The sequence below is a fragment of the Microcoleus sp. AS-A8 genome (assembly GCA_039962225.1).
Lineage (GTDB): Bacteria > Cyanobacteriota > Cyanobacteriia > Cyanobacteriales > Coleofasciculaceae > Allocoleopsis.
In genome coordinates this window covers 71616-91307 of the sequence record JAMPKV010000012.1, presented here as the reverse complement: position 1 = coordinate 91307, position 19692 = coordinate 71616, and the positions used below count along the sequence as shown (strand labels likewise).

Here is a 19692-nt window from a genome sequence, read left to right as displayed (position 1 = left end):
TTTATAATCTTCCAATTTTTTTGGTGAAGGCATTTAGCTACTCAACGGGAATGGGCTACAAACAACACCCATTTTTATCCTACTCTTTTAGTAATACTTTAGCGCGGTTACATTCGGAAAGTGAGGGGGTTAGCGAACGCGGCACAAGCTTTTCTGTTTGAGTTTAGGAATAACATCAATTTTTTCCTCTGTCTGGGGTATAGCTCTATTGTGTAACTCAAAGTAAAATTTCGTAATCGAAAGTAATGTTCCACTCTAACGCACCCGTCAGGTAGGGACGATTCAAAGCAGGAGAGTTGGGTGGGTGAGTGTTAAAAAGCGATAGATTTACACGCAGGTTGAATGGCTGTGGAAAGCGAAATGGGTGTCAGCATGTTAAATTAGCAACGCCAGAACTTGTCATCGGTGGAAGCTAATAGCTTTCGCCTATCAAGCTCATCCGCCCGAAAGACGAAAATGAGTATCACTATTGTCGGCTACAGCCTGATCGAAACCCTTTATGAAGGTACCACTACTTGCGTTTATCGTGCTTCCCAGGAGGCAGAGCAAGTTTCGGTAATTATTAAAACTCTTAAAGCTGAGTATCCCACTCTAGAAGAACTTACTCGATTAAGACATGAGTATGAACTACTCCAAGCCCTAGAGATCGAAGAAATTGTTAAACCTATAGCTTTAGAGAGCTATCAAAACGGTCTGGCGTTAATTTTGCCAGACTTTGGCGGAGAAACGCTGAAAAACTTTATCACTAGTCAAAAGTTCGAGCTAAGTCAGTTTTTGCATATTGCTATTCAATTAGCTTCAACGCTAGCCCAGCTCCATCAAAACAATATTATTCATAAAGATATTAAACCTCACAATATTCTGATAAATCTCAAAATCGGTAAAGTTACAATTATAGACTTTAGTATTTCATCACGCCTGTCGGAAGAAAACCAAAGCATCAGTAATCCCAATTTGCTCGAAGGTACCCTTCCTTATATGTCGCCTGAGCAAACTGGGAGGATGAACCGCTCAATTGACTACCGCACTGACTTTTATTCCTTAGGCGTTACCTTTTATGAAATGCTGACGGGACAGCTACCCTTTCAAGCAACTGACTCCCTGGAATTAGTTCACTGTCATATTGCTAAAACACCAGTACCTCCCCACCTTATAAATTCAGAAATTCCAGAGGTGCTGTCTGAGATTGTGATGAAATTACTTGCCAAGACAGCAGAAGAGCGCTATCAGAGTGCGCTAGGTCTTAAAGCTGATTTGGAGATTTGTCTAAAGATGCTGCAAACATCTGGCGATATTTCTCGTTTTAAGGTGGGAGAGTTGGATTTATTTAGCCAATTTTATATTTCGCAAAAACTGTATGGGCGTGAACAGGAAGTTAGTCTGTTAATGGATGCCTTTGAGCGAATCAGTAACCCCCCTCAACCTCCCCTTGGTAGGCAGGGGAAGGGAGGGATCGAGATGATGCTTATTTCCGGCTACTCCGGAATTGGTAAATCTTCTTTAGTGAATGAAATTCATAAACCAATTGTCGCGGCGCGGGGCTACTTCATTTCCGGTAAATTTGACCAATTTCAACGCAATATTCCTTACTCGGCTATCATCGATACTTTTCAATCATTAGTAAAGCAACTACTAACTGAAAGTGAAGCACAACTCGCTCAATGGCAAGAAAAAATTTTAGCTGTCCTTGGGACAAATGCACAAGTCATTATTGATGTAGTTCCGGAAGTAGAACTCATTATTGGTAAGCAGCCAGCCGCTCCAGAGCTAGCGCCAATCGAAGCACAAAACCGTTTTAATTTAGTATTTCAGAACTTCATCCGTGTATTCTGCTCACAAGAGCATCCTTTAGTTATCTTTTTAGATGATTTGCAATGGACGGATTCTGCAACCCTGAAGTTACTAGAAGTGATAATCACAGATGCAGAAACGGGCTATTTATTCTTTATCGGAGCGTATCGAGATAACGAAGTTAATCGGACGCATCCCTTAATGATTACTCTTGATTCGCTTCGTTCCCAAGGTGTCATTATTAATAACATCACCTTAGCTCCCTTAGCACTTGACCATCTTAGGAATCTAATTGCTGACACACTACACAGTGATACCATTGCCGTCAAACCCTTAGCCGAATTAGTAATCAGGAAAACTTCTGGCAATCCTTTCTTTGTTAATCAATTTCTCAAAACTCTGTATCAGGAAAACCTGTTAACGTTTACCCTCCCGTCCCAAGACAGCCAAGCTTTTTGGCAATGGGATATCTCAAACATTGAGGCGATGGGTATTACTGGTAATGTTGTGGAGTTGATGATTCGGAAGTTGCGAAAATTGCCTGATTCTACACAGCAGATTTTGCAGTTGGCGGCTTGTGTTGGCAACACGTTTGACTTACAAACTCTCTCGATTATCTACAAGCGGTCGGCAGCAGTTGCGTATCGCCATCTTTGGGGAGCAATTCAGGAAGGCTTAATATTACCTATTTCTGGCTTGAAAAGCATACCAGAAGACATCATCGATACACATCTAGTTAGTCTGGAATTTAAGTTTCTCCATGACCGCGTGCAACAAGCCGCTTATGCTCTCATTAATGACAGCTATAAGCAAGTCACTCACTTGCAAATTGGTCGTTTACTCTGGCAAAACACTGCGTCAGAGGCACGGCTAAAAAAGATATTTGAAATCGTCGATCATCTAAACTTGGGACGTGAACTAATTAGCGATAAATCCGAACGAACTGAAATCGCCAAACTTAACTTAATGGCTGGACAGAAAGCCAAAGCAGCAGCGGCTCATGCTGCCGCTACCAAATATTTGCAAGCGGGTTTAGTACTGTTAGCAGATTTCAGTTGGGAGACTGAGTACGAACTAACGTTATCGCTGCATACTGAAGCGGCAGAAGCAGCCTATCTGAACGGTGACGTTGAAGCAATGCAGAGATTGGCTGAAATCGTGCAAGCTCGCGCCAAAACACTACTGGATAGCGTAAAAGTGTACGAAGTCCAGATTCAAGCCTATATGGGGCAGAACAAGCTGCTGGAAGCGCTGAATACAGGATTGCAAGTCTTAAAGCAGTTAGGGCTAGAATTTCCTGACTCGCCAAACCCATCAGATATTGGGCAGGCATTAGGAGAAACGGCGGCAATTTTGAGCGGAACGCGAACTGAGGAATTAATCGATCTCCCTGAAATGACAGATCCTCATCGACTGGCAGCCATCAGAATTCTGTCAAGAATATTTGCTGTTTGCTATTGTGGCATGCCTTTACTAGCGCCTTTAACCGTGTGTAAGCAGATTGATTTATCTGTGCAATATGGCAATGCGTCTGTATCTCCTTTTGCCTATGCTTTATATGGTCTTCTGCTTTGCGCGATCGTAGGAGACATTGATCGGGGCTATGAGTTCGGTCAATTAGCGTTACGTCTAGTATCCAAGTTAAATGCTAAGGAGATCGAAACCAAGACATACCACATGGTGCCTGCGGGTGTCCTACATTGGAAAGAACATGCCAGGAATACCTTAGAACCTCTCCTTTCAGCTTTCTCTAGCGGGCTGGAAACTGGAGATTTAGAATATGCTGGCTTTGCCATCATGGTCTGGAGCCACTACTCGTTTTTTGCTGGCAAGGAACTTATCCAATTTGAACGAGAACTCGCCACTTACGCAGATGCTGTTCGTCAAATCAGCCAAGAGACAGCTCTTAATAGTATAAAAATTTGTTGGCAAGCCGTCCTAACTCTGATGGGAAGAAGCCACAATCAGTGTCAGCTAAAGGGGGAGGTCTACGATGAAGAGGAAATGCTGCCCCTACATCAGCAAACGAACGATCAACTGGCAATTCATTACTTATATTTGCACAAACTTGCGCTTTGTTATGGGTTTGAAAATTACCCAGAAGCCTTGAAGCATATCCCTCACATAGAGAGTTCTTTCGGCGCATCGGCAGGGCAACCAACGGCTATTATTTTTTATTTTTATGATTCTCTAGTACGCGTCGCTGTATATTCTGAAACTTCACAGTCTGAGCAACAGGACATTCTTAATCGAGTACAAACGAATCAAGAAAAAATACAAAAATGGGCGCATTATGCTCCAATGAATTATTTGCATAAATACTATCTAGTGGAGGCAGAACGCCATCGAGTTTTAGGCGAAAAAATTGAGGCAATGGAAATGTACGACAAATCCATTGCTTTAGCTAAAGACAATGAGTACATCAATGAACAAGCCCTTGCTCACGAACTCGCTGCCAAATTCTACCTATCATGGGGGAAAGACGCGATCGCCCAACTTTATATGCAAAAGGCTCATTACGCTTATCAAGTTTGGGGCGCTAAACGTAAAGTTGATGATTTAGAAGAAAAATACCCCTATTTATTGACTGGAACTTCAGCTAGAAGCCGAACCCAAACTACAGTTAACCAAATAACCAATTCTCTAACTACTACCAGTCATTCCAGAACGAATAGTAGCTTAGACTTAGCCACTGTTATGAAAGCCTCTCAAACTATTTCAGGTGAAATAGTATTAAGTAATTTATTAAGTCAATTAATGAACATTGCTATTGAGAATGCTGGTGCGGAAAAAGGAATTTTAATTTTAGATAAATTAGGCAATCTTTTTATAGAAGCACAAACTAATATTGAACAAAATAACGTTATATTATTGCAGTCAATTCCCGTGTGTGGCGGTCAGCAATTACCTATATCTATAATTAACTATGTCGAAAGAACTCATAAAGATGTGGTTTTAAAGGATGCTTCTGCTTCCAGCATCTTTAGTACAGATATTTACATACTTAGCAATCAACCAAAATCCGTTTTATGTACACCGCTAATCCACCAAGGTAAACTCATCGGTATTCTTTATTTAGAAAATAATTTAATGACTGATGCTTTCACCTCTGAGCGATTAGAAGTATTAAGAGTTTTATCATCACAGGCCGCCATATCAATCGAAAATGCGCGTCTTTATACAGATTTAGAAGAAGCTCTGCAAAATTTGGAAACCAAAGTACAACAGCGCACCTTGGAGTTACAGGAAAACAATTTACGGCTACAAGCAGAAATTCACGAACGCCAGCGAGCTGAAGAAGCCGCCGAAGCCGCTAACCGTGCCAAGAGTGAATTCCTGGCTAACATGAGCCACGAACTCCGCACTCCGCTCAATGGGATATTGGGTTACACCCAAATCTTTAAAAAGTATAAAAATTTAACGGAGCAGCAAAAGAATGGTATTGGTATTATTCATCAGTGCGGCGAACATCTACTGACCCTGATCAACGATATTTTAGACCTCTCTAAAATCGAAGCTCGAAAAATGGAGCTTTACCCCAAAGAATTTGATTTTCCTGAATTTATTAATGGCATTTATGAAATCTGCCATATCCGTGCCGAGCAAAAGGGTATCGAGTTACTTTACGAAACTCTTTCCCCACTCCCTCAAGGTATCCGAGCTGATGAAAAAAGGTTGCGGCAAGTTTTGATTAACTTAGTGGGCAATGCTGTCAAGTTCACTGAAAGAGGAAGTGTAACGTTCAAAGTAGGGTATCAGGAGGGGAAACTACGGTTTCAAGTGGAAGATACAGGCATTGGCATTGCCCAGCAGCAATTAGAAGAAATCTTTTTGCCCTTTCAGCAGGTGGGTGAGGAAAGTCGGAAGACTGAAGGAACGGGATTGGGGCTGGCAATTAGCCGTCAATTAATTGAGTTGATGAATACGTCAATTAATGTCAAGAGTACCTTAGGTAAAGGAAGTATTTTCTGGTTTGATTTAGATGTACCTGAGGTTGCCTTCAGAGATAATATTGCTAAGGGTCGGGAACGTAACATTAGTACTTTCAAAGGTAAAAAACGCAGGGTTTTAGTCGTAGATGACAAGTGGATGAATCGCTCTGTCCTCGTCAATATACTAGAGCCTTTAGGGTTTGAAGTAGTTGAAGTAGCCAACGGCTTAGACGCTCTTAATAAAGTGCATGAGTTTAAGCCAGATGTAATATTTATGGATTTGGTGATGCCCGTGATGGACGGATTTGAAGCGACTCGTCGCCTCAGGACGTTACCAGAGCTTAAAGATGTCGTGGTGATTGCCATCTCGGCTAGCGTATTTAATTTTGATCGCCAGCAGAGTCAGGAAGTTGGTTGTGATGATTTTCTGCCCAAGCCAATTCGGGAAGCGGAGCTTTTAGAGAAATTACGCCTTCATTTGGGACTGGAATGGATTTACGAGGAGACAACGAGCGATAGCCCAGAACCAAAGGAGCTTCATCCCGAATCTGAAACTCCACATGCAAAATTGATTGTTCCGCCTGCCCAAGAGGTCGCTGCATTGCTCGATATGGCCAGGAGGGGCGACCTCAGAGGGCTGGCTAAGCGGGCGACTCAATTGGAGGAGTTAGATCAGCAATGGGTACCGTTTGCAACCCATCTGCGTCAACTGGCTAAAGAATTTAAAGGAAAACAAATTCGAGAATTTCTCAAAACAATTTGAATAGGAATGTCACTGACTTAAGAGGAATGACACTCCATTAAAAGTCTTGAAATAAATTTCAGGCTCAAAGGTTAAATAAGCTTTAGTTTACTGAGCGAAGCGGGGCGCTTCCCCCATCCTCACGCTTCGCTCCGGCCCACTCCCAACGGGTGAGTTATTTGCGCCACCCTGCACTAGTACCCAGTCACCGCACCTTCTGCTAAGGTCAAGTGAGTTAGCGTTGTCATGAACTCTTGCGGAGCCACTGTACTAACAATCTGTGCTACAGATAGTAAAATCACATCGCCTGGTCGAATTGGTTGCATGAATTTATCTTCCAAGGAAAGTTCCGATCTCCAAGCCCTAATTCATGCTTGATCGGGCTTGGCATTGGTTCTGGCACAATCCCCAGAGGTGGGGGTCGCCGTTGATATCGGCTATAAGTAGAGACAAGGAGCTCAAGCTACATCTAGCAAGAGGGCTGGCGATTCTCAGGGCGGAATCGCTGCGCTGACGCTTCTCGTTGATCATGCTCTGAACATCGTTATTAAATCAGCCCTCTTGACATTTCGCCCCCTCTTCATCCAATTTGACTGTTTAGCCAGCCGCTATTTTTCCAAAAGTTGCTATGTCAACCCTTGTTATCGTTGAATCTCCTACCAAAGCACGCACCATCCGCAATTACTTGCCCTCTGACTATCGCGTCGAGGCATCGATGGGGCATGTGCGCGATCTGCCTCAGTCCGCCACGGAAATTCCGGCGTCCGTGAAAGAAGAAAAATGGGCGCAGTTGGGAGTGAATGTAGAAGCTAACTTTGAACCGATATACGTCATTCCTAAAGATAAAAAGAAAGTTGTTCAGCAGCTCAAAGACGCCCTGAAAGACGCGACAGAACTTGTCCTCGCGACAGACGAAGACCGCGAAGGGGAAAGCATCAGTTGGCATTTGCTGCAAGTGCTCAAGCCGAAAGTCCCCACCAAGCGGATGGTGTTTCATGAGATCACCCAGGAAGCGATTAAGAAAGCGCTGAAAAACTGCCGTAATATCGACGAACAACTGGTTCACGCTCAAGAAACTCGACGGATTTTAGACCGACTGGTGGGTTACACCCTCTCTCCGCTGCTGTGGAAGAAAATTGCTTGGGGGTTGTCTGCCGGTCGCGTCCAGTCGGTATCCGTGCGCCTATTGGTGAATAGAGAACGCCAGCGTCGAGCCTTCCGTCAGGGGAGTTACTGGGATTTGAAGGCCATTTTAGAACAGGGCAAAACTCCCTTTGATTCCCGACTTGTCGCCGTAGGTGGTGTGAAAGTGGCAACGGGTGGTGACTTCGACCCCAACACGGGTCAAATTATCGCCCGTCGCCAGGTTAGATTACTCAGTGAAGCCGAAGCCAGAGAACTGCGAGAACGCCTGCTCGATAAAACCTGGACGGTGACGGATTTAGAAGAACGTCCCGTCACCCGCAAACCCTCGGCACCGTTTACGACTTCGACCCTACAGCAGGAAGCCAACCGCAAACTGCGCCTGTCGGCTCGTGACACGATGCGAACCGCTCAAAGTCTGTATGAACAAGGGTATATTACCTACATGCGGACAGACTCGGTGCATTTATCCGAACAAGCGATCGCCGCCGCACGGAGTTGCGTCGAGCAAAAGTACGGTCAACAATACCTCAGCCCCAAACCCCGGCAGTACGCCACCAAAAGCAAAGGCGCTCAAGAAGCTCACGAAGCGATTCGCCCTGCTGGTAGCACGTTCCGGACTCCCAAAGAAACGGGCTTGGGGGGTCGAGAACTCGCTCTCTACGACCTGATCTGGAAACGCACGGTGGCTTGCCAAATGGCAGACTCCCGGCAAACCCAAATCACCGTTCAGCTACAAGTTGAAGATGCGGGTTTTCGTTCGAGTGGGAAGCGCATCGACTTCCCCGGTTATTTACGCGCCTACGTTGAAGGCTCTGATGACCCTGAAGCGGCGCTAGAAGACCAGGAAGTGATTCTGCCACCGCTCAAAGTAGGCGACCATCCTAACTGCCGTGAACTCGAAGCGGATGGTCACGAAACCCAACCGCCCGCCCGCTATACCGAAGCCTCTTTGGTGAAAATGCTGGAAAGTGAGGGAATTGGGCGTCCCAGTACCTACGCCAGCATTATTGACACTATCCAGGACAAAGGCTACGCCCAAATGAACGGCAACGCCTTGGTGCCCACCTTCACCGCCTTTGCTGTCACCGCCTTACTCGAAAAGTACTTTCCCAACCTAGTGGATACCAGTTTCACCTCCAAAATGGAGCAAACCCTCGACGAGATTTCCAGTGGGGAAGCGGATTGGCTGCCCTACCTGCGGGAATTTTATCTGGGAGAGAAAGGACTGGAGACTCAGGTTAAAGAACAAGAAAGCCAAATTGATCCCAATGAAGCCCGTACCGTTGAACTGGAGAACCTGGTGGCGAAAGTCCGGATCGGTAAGTTTGGTGCTTACATCGAAGCGGAGAATGGCGATGGCGTAGTCACGGCATCGATCCCCAAAGACTTGACGCCAGCCGAACTTGACCCTGAGCAAGTAGAGGTACTGCTGCGGCAGAAAACAGAAGGGCCGGATAAACTCGGACGTCATCCAGAAACCGGTGAGCCGATTTACATCTTGAGAGGCCCCTATGGCCCTTATGTGCGATTGGGTGATGTATCTGAAGAGAACAAAAAACCGAAACAGGCTTCTTTACCCAAGGGCGTGAACATTGAAGATGTCACATTGGAGATGGCTTTGGGTCTTTTGGCTCTTCCCCGTACCTTAGGTGTCCATCCTGCTACAGGGGGTAAAATCCAGGCGAGTTTGGGACGCTTTGGCCCTTATGTGGTTCATGACCAAGGTAAGGAGGGGAAAGACTATCGATCGCTCAAACCCCATGACAATGTCTTGACAATTACTCTAGAACGTGCATTAGAGCTATTGTCAGAACCGAAGAAGGGGCGCAGTGGTGCAGGCAAAACCAAGAAGGCGTTACGAGAACTGGGTGCCCATCCCAAAGATAACGAACCCGTGAATATATATGATGGCCCCTATGGCCCGTATGTCAAACATGGGAAGACAAATGTTTCTTTGCCAGAAGGGCAATCGGTGGAAGAGATGACGATGGAAGCGGCAGTTGAGCTTTTATCCGCGAAGGAGTCTACGAAGAAATCGAGTAGCAAGTCGCGCAAGTCAACGAGTTCAACTAAGAGTAAGTCAAGCGGAACATCTTCTAGCACTCAGACGACCAAGAAGAAAACAGCCGCCTCGACAAGCACGAAAAAGAAATAATCAATTAGCCGTGCTTAAATTTCAGCGACCTTTGATAAATAGAGGGTGAAGCCCCTCAGAGCAGAATGCAATACTGGGGTTATCAAAAGCACCCTGATCATCGAGAGAGTCACTTTTTGCGACTCTCTATTTTTTTGTCAGTTTTTATATGACGATATCCATCCGCTCCAAACCGGGAAGCATAGGCAAACAGCATGGATAACAATTAGGTGATCGCGGGATGGGCATTCCCCAGTGCAGACATCTCCAACCTCATGCGTCGGTTATAGTAGTAGCCCCTAGCGTTTTCGTAGGTTGGAGCGCTGAGCGCCTTGATGTATTCGTCCCAGGTTGCATTCACCCAGATATCGGTTGGGAGTTTAGCTTGTATTTGGCTCATAACAACCCTTTTCGGCTACCGCTCACTCAGCTCTTAACGTAGGGGCAACTCTGCTTTCGCAGACGCTAAGGATAGGCAATCAGCAAGGGTTCTTCCGGTGTAAAACGAGACGGGTAGTTAGACTTTTTACCAAATCCTTTGAAAGAGGCGATCGCAATTGGCGATGATAGAGGTTGAAGTTCTTCAACTTCCCAAAAAATAGCCCATCTTGGCTTTTCGCTAGCCGTAGAAGGAGGGCGATATTTCATGCCCTGCGGGTGTCTACCGCCACGAGACTGAACATGGCCCACATACAAGCCGTGCCATGAGACTTCTGAGTTCAAAGGTCGATTTTCCGCCAAGGATGCATAGATAAACACCTCCACAGTTTTATCTCCCCGAAGTTCATCGGCTTGACGGAACACTTCAAAAGCCATGCTGCCAAAAGCTACTTTTGCCTGTTCTCCCTCTTTTTGCCAAGAAAGAAGGTGTTCCTCTGGTACGGGGGCAAGAATAGCAAGTTGGCGCGTCGTTCCTGTTTTATCCATATTGCTGTGATTGGTGTGGTGACTTTGAGCAGAAGTTAAGTTTACTCAGATCTTGCACCACTTGCTCCATTGAAGTGCAATCGTCATGACCTCCGTTGCTGCCCCAGGAAAGCGACTTCTGGGTTAAACCAGCTAATGGGTTGTGGCTTACCTAAGTAAAACCCCTGAGCATAGCCAACGCCTAAGGCTTTCAATCGTTCCAAAATCGCCGCATTTTCTACATATTCGGCAATTGTCTGAGTTCCCTTCACCTGGGTAATTTGCACAATAGCAGACACAATAGCTTCCGAAACAGGGTTAGTCGTTAAGTCCCGCACAAACATCCCATCAATTTTGACAAAGTTCAGGGGTAATTCTTTGAGATAGGCTAAACTCGCCATCCCTGTCCCAAAATCATCCAGAGCAAATTGACAACCAATTTGCTGTAATCGGCAGATAAATTGCCTAGTTTTTTCGATGTTCGACAAAGCGACTGTTTCTGTGATTTCAAACAATAGGCTTTGAGGGGGAACTAGATGACTGGCTACAGCTTCTTCCAGAAACTTCAAAAATTCTTCGTCGTTAATACTGGAGCCTGATAAATTTAAAGAATTCAGACAACCACAATAATCACCCCTCGCCCAACAGCTCATACACTGATTAGGGCTAGGAAGGTTATTGAAGAAGGATTCTAACACCCAGCGGTCAATCGCTGGCATTAATCCATATTGTTCGGCATGGGGGAGAAAGTTGTTGGGCGGAATGATTTGACCATCATGCCCTACCATTCGTAATAAAATTTCCTGGTGAATGAGGGAGCCTTCTTGAGGCGTTAGCGGCATGATGGGCTGAGAATATAGGCAAAAACGATTTTCTAATAGGGCGGCTTGTAGTGCTTTACTACTTATTGACCCTTGAGGAATATTGTGTAGCACATCAGCTACCTCCAATGACCAACCCTACCATCTCGTTGTTGGGGAAAGTATTGACACAAAAAATCTATAACCCCCCATCCAGCATGTCAAGCCTTGAGTACTAAATGTAATGCAAGCATGACCTGTGGCTATGCCCTGACTTTTACAAAAACGGCAGATGGCAGGAGGCAGATGGCAGAAGGGGAGAAGTTAAAATTTTGTTTTTTCTTAAGATTTCCCTGACTCAGAGCTAAACCATAATTCTCCCAATAGTCTTCACGGCAGTTCCCGTCTTCATCGAGTAAAGTAAGGTAACTACTAACAGCAGTGGCGGGATGGCGCTGTTCGCCACAGGATGTCAAGGAATGGGTTGCTAGTGTCAGTGTCTCAAGCGCTGCTGAGTCCGTGTCTTTCAGGAATGATTTAGATCGGGGAAAAGGGTGGTAATTATGGATTTAGAGGTTGCTCACACTCGTTGCAAAGATCGTTTGGTTTGGGCGATTGAACAGCTACAAGGCAAAGTCGAGCCGACACAACTTGAGACTATTACCGAGTTGATTATCCAAACCATGACCGGTCCTTGGCGCTATTTTCATACTCCCGATCACATTTTTGAGGTCGGTGGGTCAGTTAACGCTATTGAGGTCTTAGCGGCTTTATTTCATGACCTTGTGTATGTGCAAGTCGATCACGGTGTCAGTATCAACATCGGCAGTTACATCGCTCCTTTTGTTAAGGAAGTTAAAGGGACGGAGGTTAAGGAAGCTAAAGGTAAGGCAACCAAAGGGCAGTTGGTAATTCGAGAAGCCACTGACATGCCGGCGTCACTAATGTTTGATATTGTTGCAACGATATTTGGGTTTTCGCCGAGTCAGGTGCTTTCTCCCATGGCAGGGCAAAATGAATTCTTGAGCGCGCTAATTGCAGCACGGTCTTTGGAGCCTGTTTTGAGTCCTGGTATGATTGCTCAAATCGTTGCTTGTATCGAAGCAACGATTCCGTTTCGTCCGTTGTCTGCATCCGGTTTAACTCCTAGCGAGATGTTGTACCAACGATTAATCGCAGCGAATCATCAATTTAACTTTGGATGGAGCGAGGCTGAAATTATTGAAATTGTTAAACGCTGTGTGCAACTATCCAACCGGGATGTGGAGAATTTTGCTTATCCCAATTCAGCCGATTTTTTAGACAATACCTGGAACTTGTTGCCCGAAACCAATCATGAGCTAATTCATGCCAATTCCTACACGGTTGCTGGCTATCGCCGATCGCTGCAAAATATGGAAGGATTCATGAATTTCCTGTCTCCAGAAAAGGTGTTTCAGCGGTTTATGGGAGAGCCAGATGAGGAAACTTATGCAGAACTGATATTGAAAACTCGCAAAAATCTAGAGGTAGCAAAGCTATATTTAGGATGCAAACTCGTCTCGATCGCAATTATTGAGGCACTTTCTATGCGATTGGGAGGACGCGATCGCGATATTCCCCTTTCAACCATGATGGGAGAATTACCCACACCAGGACTCAAAACCCCCTCCTTGGAACAATTTTTGCCCGATATTCCCAGCATTCACCCCCCGGAAACGGCGCTGGAACATGAGGTGTTAGAGCTGTTGAGGAAGGGACGAAATCAGGACTCCTCTTATGATCTCAAAAATTCCCCGATCGCAACATTTATTGTCAACGCTATGGGGTTTCCCTCCGTGCGACACCTGATCCAACGAGCAAAAGACTTCTTTGCCGGCACCCTTTCCACGGATGAATTTCTGAGAGAATGTGACCATCAGGCGATCGGGACAGTCATCGACGCGGTAGAGCAGCTTTTTGAAAGCCGTGCCAATGCTTTGCGGGGATTGAGTGGAGACACAACCCTGACGTTTGAGCCTTATCAAGCGGCTATCAGCAAACTTGGGCAAGAGGTGGTTTCAGAGGTGTGAAATCAAAGGTGATGAGTGGTCAGGGAACCCATTGATTAGTCGGAAATTCTTTTAGGGCCAGAAAATTAACTTATTTGAAGATAAAATTGGCGTTTGTGAAAATTCCTGGCTCTAATTAATTTTTTGTGTTGCTTTTCCAAGATTTTCAACCCCTAGCCCTTGTCGCCACCACCCCCACAGGTGCCCAACGATTGCAACCTCTGTGTCAAACCAGTGGCGCAAGCCTTTGGGTGCCAGAGTCACTGAGCATTGCACAGGCTCAAAACTACACAGGTTCTCTCAAAGACCATATTGCCAGCTTATGGCACCACCACCGTGCCTTTGTATTTTGCTTAGCTACTGGAGCCGTAGTGCGGTTGATTGCTCCCCTTCTAGAGGATAAATCCCGCGATCCCGCCGTTGTTGTCGTTGATGAACAGGGGCAGTTTGTCATCAGTTTATGTAGTGGACACCAAGGGAAAGCGGAGCAATTGGCAAGAATGATTGCGCTCCAACTGGGGGCAACTCCTGTTTTAACAGGTGCCTCTGCTGGGTTAGGCTTACCGGGAGTGGATATGTTGGGCGTTCCCTTCGGTTGGCAACGAGGGGAGGGAGATTGGACGGGGGTGAGTGCTGCGGTGGCGCGAGGTGAATCCGTCCTGGTGATGCAAGAGGCAGGCTCAAAACTGTGGCAAAATCATCTTCCCCAGGCACATCCATTTAACTTGAGATGTCCTGAATCTCCTGCAACCGAATCAGAGATTGTTGAGTCTAAAGAACAACCGAATCATCCAACATCCCACTCCCCCTTACCCCCCCTGATTAAGGGGGGGAGCCAAAATCCCAATTTGATGCCCAAAGCGAGGATTTGGATTAGCCCCATACAAAGGCGATTTTCACCCGAATCGGATTTCCCAGAAGTCCAGTGGCATCCACGGGTGTTGTGGGTGGGCATTGGTTGCGAGCGAGGGACATCCAGAGCGTTGATTGAGACAGCGATTCAGCAGGTTTGTCAGCAAAATCATTTAGCTGAAAGTGCGATCGCAGGACTTGCCACCATCGATATTAAAGCCGATGAAGTGGGATTAGTCGAATTATGCCGCGAACGCCATTGGCCTTTACGCACCTTCCCAGCAGAAGTGCTACGCTCCGTTAAAGTCCCCAATCCCTCAGCAATTGTGGACAAAGAAGTCGGAACGCCCAGTGTTGCCGAAGCCGCAGCAATCGTAGGGGCAGGTTTTATGCCTGCCCTTTCCGACGGCGTAGGGCAACCACAAGTAGGGCAGCCACAAGGGGTGCCTCTACGGGTGGCAAAACAAATTTTTAAATTAGAAGGGCAACCAGGGGCGGTGACAGTTGCGATCGCCCAATCGGAACGAGAATATACGGGGCGTATTGGTCAATTATTACTCGTGGGTACGGGGCCAGGACAATTAGACCAGATCACGCCTGCGGCTCAAACTGCCATCTCTCGTGCGGATGTCGTGATTGGCTACTCTCTTTATATTGATTTAATTACCCCTGTGCTACGTCCGGGGCAGATTGTGGAAGCCCTACCGATTACGCAGGAACGGCAACGGGCAGAAAGAGCCATTGAATTAGCACAGTGGGGTTTAACGGTAGCCGTTGTCTCCTCTGGGGATTGTGGGATCTACGGCATGGCGGGATTAGTGTTAGAAGAACTTCGTGCCCAAGGTTGGGATGGGAAGACTCCAGGGGTACAGGTATTTCCGGGAATTACCGCCTTGCAATCGGCGGCGTCTCGTGTGGGTGCGCCGTTGATGCATGACTTCTGTGCGATTAGCTTAAGCGACTTGTTAACGCCTTGGGAAATGATTGAAAAGCGTCTAATTGCTGCTGCCCAAGCTGATTTTGTCACGGCGTTGTATAATCCGCGATCGCGTACTCGCACCGAGCAGATAGCCACAGCCAGAGCGATCTTTTTAAAGTATCGCAAGCCAATGACTCCAGTGGCACTGGTTCGCTCCGCCTATCGCCAAGAGGAACAGATTACTCTCACCACCTTAGAAAAACTCCTGGAAGCGCCCATTGATATGCTCACGACAGTGCTGATTGGCAACGAAAGTACCAGAACTCATGGGGATTGGATGATTACCCCACGAGGTTATCTCGGCTTTGAGAGCGAATCAACAGGACTGAATTCACCTAAGCGCGATCGCCAACCAGATGGTTAAGTACACTGCTCACTATAGTGAGTACGATTGAACCGATTAAAGCAGGAATAAAGCCTCTCACATCAAAACCAGGGGTGAGATAACCCGCTAGCCAAATTGTGATGGCGTTTACAACAAACAGAAACAAGCCTAGGCTCACAATTGTGATCGGTAGTGTCAGAAGGACTAAAATCGGTTTGATGATCGCATTGACTAACCCTAAAATCACCGATGCTATCAAAGCAGCTACAAAACTTTGGATCACAAAGCCCGGTACTAGATAGGCTGTAATCACCAATGACACAGCCGCGAGTAGCCAAGTCAACAAGAAGTTTGGCATGACCTTTGTTGAACAACTTCTATACAGTATCCTCATCCTACCTGGAGACTGGCCTCTTCGTCCGCGAGTGTTTGCAATGCTTTGCCTCTAAAGCAGGATTTGTGGTTTAACCGTTCGATGCGACACTAGGCAAAGTAGATTTGCGCTCAAATTTAGCGATTGAGAGCGACTCACTACCCATGTGGAGTGTGAATTAACTATGATTTTTCGGCGACTCGCTACCTTCCTCTTGGCATTGATTGTTTTGTGCTGTCCCCTACCTGCATTAGCACAGGCGACTAAATATTATCCGCCTCCTTTGTCTTATAGCAATGCAGAACTAAAAGGTAAGGATTTTTCGGGTCAAACCTTACGCTCTGCTGAATTTTCTAATGCTAATTTAGAACGAACTAACTTTACTGATGCTGATTTGCAAGGAACAATTTTTAGTGCTTCGGTGATGACTCAGGCCAATTTACATGGGGCAAATTTAAGTAATGCAATGGTCGATCAGGTGAACTTCACCAATGCCGATTTAAGTGATGCTGTTCTCACTGAGAGTATCATGCTGCGCTCCACCTTTGACAATGTTGATATTACGGGTGCTGATTTCAGTGATGCAATTCTCGATGGTGCCCAAATCAAAGAACTCTGTACCAAGGCAACGGGCGTGAATTCACAAACGGGTGTACCAACTCGTGACTCTTTGGGTTGTCGTTGATTGTTTTGTTTCAGACTATCTTTATAACTATGAAATCCTAAATCATTTGTGAGATTGGCTTTTTTTAACGAACCACTCCAGGCACAGAGAGCGCACAGAAGAGAAAGGAAGGTTCTTAGAGATTATTGAGGACTGCTATATCTGTTTTAATAAGGGGGTGTGATTGATGTCAAAGAAAAGGCAGAGATGTTCAACTATCTCCTTACCGGAAGAAAAGTAAGTGAATAATCGATTAAAGTGAGAAAATATTGGTTCTCATGTAGTAGCACAGAATAAAGATTATGCGTGTTGGTGTGATTGGTGGAGGGCAACTCGCTTGGATGATGGCAGGTGCGCGTCAGGCATTAGGGATTGAACTCATTATTCAGACGCCCCATCCTACCGATCCAGCGGTTGAAATCGCCACTGAAACGATTTTTGCCCCCATTGATGATGCTGCTGCTACCGCTGAACTCGCAACTCGCTGTGATGTGATCACTTTTGAGAATGAGTTTATCAATTTAGAAGCGTTGATGCCTTTGGCACAGCAGGGTGTCTGCTTTCGCCCACGCTTAGAAGCGTTAACGCCATTGTTGGATAAGTATCACCAGCGCTGTTATTTGGAAGAGATTGGTATACCTCAGCCTGGTTTTATGACGCTTGAAGGAGAAGTGGGGAGTGAGGAATTCCTTCATGCGGCATCCTTTGGGCAACCGATGAATCTAAATGAGTTAGATTTTCCCCTTGTCCTCAAAGCGCGACGCCACGGTTATGATGGTCAAGGCACTTTTATTATTAAAGACAGCAGTAGCTTACAGGAAACTTGGAAAAAGTTAGGACATACACCTGTTTTGCTAGAGGAATTTATTCCTTTTGAACGAGAGTTAGGAGTGATGGCTGCCCGTTCTGTGGCTGGAGATGTTGTTGTTTATTCGGTAGTGGAAACTCAGCAAGAAGAACAGGTTTGTCGTCGCGTAATTGTACCTGCACAGGTGAGTGCAGAGGTGGTGGCCGAAGTTGAGGCGATCGCACATACTCTCTTGAATAGTCTACAAGTTGTCGGTATCTTCGGGCTGGAACTGTTTTTGACTACGGATGGCAAGGTGTTGGTGAATGAGGTGTCGCCTCGCACCCACAATTCCGGGCATTACACCCTCGATGCTTGTGAAACCTCTCAGTTTGAACAACAACTAAGGGCGGTTACAGGTGTATCTTTGGGAAGTCCAACGCTTAAATGTAACAGTGCGCTGATGGTGAATCTTTTGGGTTATGAATATTCCCAGAATGACTATCTGGAAAAGCGGCAAAAGTTGGCGAGTCTGCCAGGAACTGTTGTCCATTGGTACGGAAAAAGCGAATCTCGCCCTGGACGTAAGTTAGGTCATGTTACGGTTTTACTAGATTCTCAAGAACCCTCTGAGGCACAGGCGATCGCCAAAGAAATCGAATCTCTTTGGTATGGTTGACATTAGCTAAACCCCACCATTACAAATTCGCAATGAGGACTTAGACGCCAAGGGCAAACAAGCGTCAGGCAGATTGCTTAAATCGCTATGAATTTGAGCGTCGTTACAACGCGATGCCCTCTCTCAAGAAAGCTGAACGGATTGAAGGAGTTGTTTATGCGGCTGCTGCTTTACGGTTTCGGAGTCATGCTGCACCTCATGGAACAAAGCCCGCGTAGGGGAAGAAAATTAAGCATTGGGGGGTTGATGCAGCCACGGCTAAGCTTTGAGTCGGGTTGCTAGTAGCTAACGTGCCACTTCCGCTAACGCCTTCCCCGTAGGGATTCTCAAAGAGTCCTGCCTTCGACATCCCCTCCTGCCTCACACATCCAACCCCGTTCGCGCTGCCTGTCTAAGATGGGACAGACATCACAACTACGCTGTCAATAGGAGAGGAATTCGTAGCCCTAGAGTGAGTACTTTCCGATGTCTGCGAGCGCGAACTATAGCTCTCGTAGTACTCATCATCCTCGCTGCCATTCTCGCTAGCGTAAACCAATATCGCAGTTCCCAACATGCCAAGGATAGCAGTGAAAACAAAAGCTAATAGAGCAAGGCTTTTTTGGATAAACTTCATCGTATTACCTCGTATGTGTTATTCAGATTGCCAACTTACTTCAGATTGAATTAAGCTTCTTTTCACGAATAAACAGATAGAAATTAGATTGCCTCTGAATTTCTATTACTGGTGAAATAGTGAAACAGAAAACTTATCCCAACTCATGCTCAGTTGAGACTAAAAATCCGTTTTTCCTGAATGGCCAAAAATTAGTAATACTTCTTTTGGCTTATCGCGCAACTAACTATAAATTTACGTCAGCCAATGAAGTCACGTCTCTCCGTTTGACAGCAATTGTTTAGCAACTAATCGTTAACAACTTTGCCATCTCAGGCATCAGGAAGCTTATTGAGTTGATTTTTTGCGGATTGAGGTGAGTGGTTTCGACAAATACTCGTTAACCTTTGGAAAAAAAATAAACTCAGTAGGAAGCTAGGGGATTACTCAGTTCAGTAATCTTTTTATTTAGTATTTATCGTTGACTCCTCATGGCTAAAACTATTGCATGTTTTAGAAAGAACATGAAACTCCTTACCAGAAATCTTTACAGAGATTTCATTAAGATAAATTGCAAATATATGTTAAAGGTTAGAGCAAGAGCGTAAAAACGAACAAGAAAAGAGCCATCTTGTTGATTTTGGAACCTTTATATAAGTTTGTAGTCTGAATGGATTGTCCTAATACCCTATGAAGCTTTTGTAAAGTTGGGCGAGTGTGGAAGAAAGCTGCTAAGTGCAACGCGGCTCCAAATAAGTCACGAACTTGCCAAGTAGTTAAACACTATCCACTCAAAGAACTTTTGAGGTTTAACTTTTAACTTCAAGCGAAATGGCACTAAATTAACTCGACTCCACTTCCTTGCGATCCGCTGTATCTTCCCATGGCTGTGTTTAATTTCTTCTACCTACTTATAGAAAAGAAGATTTCCCGCAGACTTCACTATTTTTAACTTTC

Annotated in this window: 11 protein-coding genes and 1 pseudogene; 7 read left to right on the top strand and 5 right to left on the bottom strand. The window is 45.6% G+C overall.

Going from position 1 to position 19692, the window contains the following annotated elements:
- Window positions 1-456: 456 nt before the first annotated feature.
- On the top strand, window positions 457-6486 hold the full coding sequence (locus NDI48_20015; protein ID MEP0833455.1) for an AAA family ATPase: 6030 nt from the start codon (window positions 457-459) through the stop codon (window positions 6484-6486).
- 607 nt (window positions 6487-7093) lie between these two features.
- Complete coding sequence (gene topA, locus NDI48_20010) at window positions 7094-9766, top strand: type I DNA topoisomerase (GenBank protein ID MEP0833454.1); 2673 nt, start codon at window positions 7094-7096, stop codon at window positions 9764-9766.
- A 205-nt stretch (window positions 9767-9971) separates the two neighbouring features.
- On the opposite strand, the gene NDI48_20005 is transcribed toward topA, so the two are convergent.
- The 4 genes from NDI48_20005 to NDI48_19990 form a co-directional block, all read right to left on the bottom strand.
- On the bottom strand, window positions 9972-10145 hold the full coding sequence (locus NDI48_20005; GenBank protein ID MEP0833453.1) for a hypothetical protein: 174 nt from the start codon (window positions 10143-10145) through the stop codon (window positions 9972-9974).
- A gap of 65 nt (window positions 10146-10210) precedes the next feature.
- Complete coding sequence (locus NDI48_20000) at window positions 10211-10672, bottom strand: hypothetical protein (protein MEP0833452.1); 462 nt, start codon at window positions 10670-10672, stop codon at window positions 10211-10213.
- Between the two features lie 83 nt (window positions 10673-10755).
- On the bottom strand, window positions 10756-11586 hold the full coding sequence (locus tag NDI48_19995) for an EAL domain-containing protein (GenBank protein ID MEP0833451.1): 831 nt from the start codon (window positions 11584-11586) through the stop codon (window positions 10756-10758).
- Between the two features lie 128 nt (window positions 11587-11714).
- Window positions 11715-11927, bottom strand: coding sequence for a hypothetical protein (locus tag NDI48_19990; GenBank protein ID MEP0833450.1), 213 nt, complete (start codon window positions 11925-11927; stop codon window positions 11715-11717).
- A gap of 87 nt (window positions 11928-12014) precedes the next feature.
- On the opposite strand from NDI48_19990, the gene NDI48_19985 reads away from it, so the two are divergent.
- Both NDI48_19985 and cobJ read left to right on the top strand, forming a co-directional pair.
- The gene (locus tag NDI48_19985; GenBank protein MEP0833449.1) at window positions 12015-13502 is read left to right on the top strand and encodes a hypothetical protein; all 1488 of its coding nucleotides are present in this window, start codon (window positions 12015-12017) and stop codon (window positions 13500-13502) included.
- Window positions 13503-13627: 125 nt separating this feature from the next.
- Window positions 13628-15676 carry a precorrin-3B C(17)-methyltransferase gene (cobJ, locus tag NDI48_19980; GenBank protein MEP0833448.1) on the top strand — a complete coding sequence of 683 codons (2049 nt, stop codon included), beginning with the start codon at window positions 13628-13630 and terminating at the stop codon, window positions 15674-15676.
- Here the strand turns inward: cobJ and NDI48_19975 are convergent.
- Window positions 15648-15995, bottom strand: a complete 348-nt coding sequence (locus NDI48_19975; GenBank protein MEP0833447.1) for a phage holin family protein — start codon at window positions 15993-15995, stop codon at window positions 15648-15650. The two genes, cobJ and NDI48_19975, sit on opposite strands and share 29 nt — an antisense overlap.
- A 199-nt stretch (window positions 15996-16194) precedes the next feature.
- Here NDI48_19975 and NDI48_19970 point away from each other — a divergent pair, with 199 nt between their 5' ends.
- The 3 genes and pseudogenes from NDI48_19970 (at window position 16195) to NDI48_19960 (ending at window position 18340) form a co-directional block, all read left to right on the top strand.
- A complete protein-coding gene (locus tag NDI48_19970) occupies window positions 16195-16695 on the top strand; it encodes a pentapeptide repeat-containing protein (GenBank protein ID MEP0833446.1) in 501 nt (166 codons plus the stop codon).
- A gap of 281 nt (window positions 16696-16976) precedes the next feature.
- Complete coding sequence (locus NDI48_19965; protein ID MEP0833445.1) at window positions 16977-18140, top strand: 5-(carboxyamino)imidazole ribonucleotide synthase; 1164 nt, start codon at window positions 16977-16979, stop codon at window positions 18138-18140.
- A 71-nt stretch (window positions 18141-18211) separates the two neighbouring features.
- Window positions 18212-18340, top strand: a pseudogene (locus NDI48_19960) (Uma2 family endonuclease).
- The last annotated feature ends 1352 nt before the right edge of the window (window positions 18341-19692 follow it).

Excerpts from the sequence above, each read along its gene's own strand:
- NDI48_20015 (MEP0833455.1), top strand. The coding sequence starts at position 457 with ATGAGTATCACTATTGTCGGCTACAGCCTGATCGAAACCCTTTATGAA.
- topA (MEP0833454.1), top strand. The coding sequence starts at position 7,094 with ATGTCAACCCTTGTTATCGTTGAATCTCCTACCAAAGCACGCACCATC.
- NDI48_20005 (MEP0833453.1), bottom strand. The coding sequence starts at position 10,145 with ATGAGCCAAATACAAGCTAAACTCCCAACCGATATCTGGGTGAATGCA.
- NDI48_20000 (MEP0833452.1), bottom strand. The coding sequence starts at position 10,672 with ATGGATAAAACAGGAACGACGCGCCAACTTGCTATTCTTGCCCCCGTA.
- NDI48_19985 (MEP0833449.1), top strand. The coding sequence starts at position 12,015 with ATGGATTTAGAGGTTGCTCACACTCGTTGCAAAGATCGTTTGGTTTGG.
- NDI48_19975 (MEP0833447.1), bottom strand. The coding sequence starts at position 15,995 with ATGCCAAACTTCTTGTTGACTTGGCTACTCGCGGCTGTGTCATTGGTG.
- NDI48_19970 (MEP0833446.1), top strand. The coding sequence starts at position 16,195 with ATGATTTTTCGGCGACTCGCTACCTTCCTCTTGGCATTGATTGTTTTG.
- NDI48_19965 (MEP0833445.1), top strand. The coding sequence starts at position 16,977 with ATGCGTGTTGGTGTGATTGGTGGAGGGCAACTCGCTTGGATGATGGCA.